Here is a 2,478-nt window from a genome sequence, read left to right on the forward strand (position 1 = left end):
TCCGCGCCGCGAGCTTCGCTCGGCGCGTCGTCTCGAAGCCCGGCCAGGCCCTGCAGGCCCCGCGGCGGCCTCCACACCGCCGGCGCTTGGTTGCTGATCGTTCGCTTGGCGCGTCGTCTCGAAGCCCAGCCAGGCCCTGCCGCCGCCCACCGGAACCGAGGCCTGCCCGCCCGCTTGCTGTCCATGCCGCGAACTCTGCTCGGCACGTCGGCTTGAAGCCCGGCCTGCCCCGCAGGCCCTGCGGCTGCCTCCAATCGGGCACGGACATCGGGATCCGCGAATGAGCTTGTTGCTCGGGGTATTGTGCCGCACGGGGAGGCATTGCGCTGTCTAGCTGCTAGTGCATTGCTTCCTGAACTAGTAGCGGTGTTAAGAGCTGATGCGTACGCGGATAGGTTGTTGCTTCATGGATAGGTTATGACCAGGCGGATAGCTTATTAGCCTATCCGCGTGGTCATAACCTATCCGCATCGTCGTAACCTATCCGCATCGTCGGCTGCCAGGTCCTGCCGCCGCCCACGGGCGTAAGGAATAGGGTGCGAGTCTGCGGGGTTGTGCGCTCATCGCCTCAAACAAAGCGCCCGCCCTCGCGTTGCGCGGGGCGGGCGGCATCATAAGCCAGGCAAGTATTGCAACTGCTGCAAGCAAAGCGAGCAACACATGCAACGCAAGCGCCACAACCGAAATGATCGGCGCGAGCGTCGCGAGCTTACTTCTGCTCGAGGGTCACGCGGTACACGTTGGTCTCGCGCAGCTGGAAGCCGGCACGCTGGTAGAGGCGGTTCGCGGCCTCACGCGAAGGACGCGACGTCAGATCGACGGTGCGCGCACCAACATTCTTCGCGTGCTCGACGGCTGCCTCCACGAGGGCGAAACCGGCACCCTGACCGCGGGCGGCCTCGTCGACGACGACGTCCTCCACCCACGCGCGCACGCCGGTGGGGATCTCGAAGGCCACCAGGGACAGCATGCCGAGAATCGGGCGGTTGCCCTGGGCGTCCGCCTCATCCGGGCGGAATGCGAACAGGTGCACGCTGTCCTGGGAGAGGAAGCGCTGCACGTCAGCCTCGCTCATGGGGGCGGCGGAGCGGGACAGCTGGGGGATCAGACGCCCCATGGCCTCGTGGATTTCGGGCGTGGCGGCGGTGATAAGTTCGACGGTCATGTTTCTCCTAACGGTTGGTCCAATTGTAGCGGTCGTAGCTGGCAGTTCCGCGAGAGAAAGAGGAATCCGAGGTCAGTCGAGGGTATGCGCGGAACGAGGTCGGGGCAGAGTGACGTGGTCGCGATGAGTTGGCGGGGCGCGACGCTCCTGTGTTTACGCGCGCTCGAGGAGGAGGGCGACCTCGGCGTGGGTTGTGTGCGGGAACATGTCGAAGAGGCGGCCCTCGACGGGGCGCAGCGTGGGCATGGCCGCCAGGTCCGTGGCCAGCGATGCGGGGTTGCACGAGGAGTAGATGACGCGCGGCGCGTCGCACTGGTTCAGGTAGGCGGCCAGGTCGGCTCCGATGCCTCGACGCGGCGGGTTCACGACGATCACGTCGGGCATGTCCTCGGGCGACTGGGCGCGCGCCCACGCGGTCGCGTCATCCGCGATGAAGGTTGCCGCAGCGCGCGACAGGCCCGCGTGGCGCGCGGCGCTGATCGCCGAGGAGATCGCCCCGGAGGACACCTCGACGCCGGTGACGCGCGGAAATCCGGCGCGCGCGCAGGCGAGGGCGAAGCCGCCGGCGCCGCAGTACAGGTCCCACAGGCTTTCGGGCAGGCGACCGTCGGCGAAGGGACGCGACGCCCACAGCGCGGCCTGCTCGTACAGGGCGGAGGCGACGTGCGCGTTCGTCTGCGCGAAGGAGCGAGGCCCCAGCTCGAGGCCCTCCACGGACAGTGGCAGCGTGCGTGCGCGCGTCAGGATGATCTCATCGGGGCCTTCGACGATGGCCTCGTGCGTGGGGTGGATGTTCGCGGTGACGACGTGGGCGCTGGGTACGAGGTTGCGCAGCAGCGGCAGTGCCGAGCGGATGTCGGAGACGCGCTCGCGCGTGCGTAGCACGAAGCGGATCATGAGCTGTTCGCCTGCGCCCACGGTGATGAGGATGTTTTTGAGCTCCCCGCGCTTGGTGGGGACGTCGTAGGGGGTGAGGCTCAGGGAGCGGATGAAGCGCTTGAGGCCGGGCGTTGCGCGGTTGATCGCCGGGTGTTGGATGGGGCAGCCGGGCAGGTCGATGCCGCGCCGGTTGGGTCCGAGAATCCCCAGTGTGGGTCGACGACGGGTTCCTCCGACGACGAGCTTTGCGCTCGTGCGAAATCCCTTCTGCGGGGACGAGGCCGGGGCCAGCCAGGCGATCTCGTCCGCTCCCAGGACGGGGGAAAGGGTAGCTGCGACGGCCTCCGCCTTGTCGGCGAGCTGGCGCTCGTAGGGCTGGGGGAGGAGGGAGCAGGACCGACAGGTCCCGGCGTCAAAGTGGTCGCAGCGCATTC

The 2,478-nt window shown here is 67.9% G+C and carries 3 protein-coding genes; 1 reads left to right on the plus strand and 2 read right to left on the minus strand.

All coding sequences use genetic code 11. The features are described 5' to 3' along the window. On the plus strand, positions 1–216 hold a 216-nt coding region (locus tag HMPREF1136_RS11170; protein ID WP_232204173.1), incomplete at its 5' end, for a hypothetical protein. Positions 217–709: 493 nt separating this feature from the next. Here the strand turns inward: HMPREF1136_RS11170 and HMPREF1136_RS04380 are convergent. Together HMPREF1136_RS04380 and HMPREF1136_RS04385 are read right to left on the minus strand one after the other, a co-directional pair. Further along, positions 710–1,165, minus strand: coding sequence for a GNAT family N-acetyltransferase (locus HMPREF1136_RS04380; RefSeq protein WP_009648122.1), 456 nt, complete (start codon positions 1,163–1,165; stop codon positions 710–712). 153 nt (positions 1,166–1,318) lie between these two features. Then, positions 1,319–2,476, minus strand: a complete 1,158-nt coding sequence (locus tag HMPREF1136_RS04385) for a methyltransferase (protein WP_009648121.1) — start codon at positions 2,474–2,476, stop codon at positions 1,319–1,321. Between the last annotated feature and the right edge of the window lie 2 nt (positions 2,477–2,478).

Source organism: Actinomyces sp. ICM47 (assembly GCF_000278725.1).
GTDB lineage: Bacteria > Actinomycetota > Actinomycetes > Actinomycetales > Actinomycetaceae > Pauljensenia.

Bases quoted from the DNA above. Each gene is read 5' to 3' on its own strand.
- HMPREF1136_RS04380 (WP_009648122.1), bottom strand. From the start codon at position 1,165: ATGACCGTCGAACTTATCACCGCCGCCACGCCCGAAATCCACGAGGCC.
- HMPREF1136_RS04385 (WP_009648121.1), bottom strand. From the start codon at position 2,476: ATGCGCTGCGACCACTTTGACGCCGGGACCTGTCGGTCCTGCTCCCTC.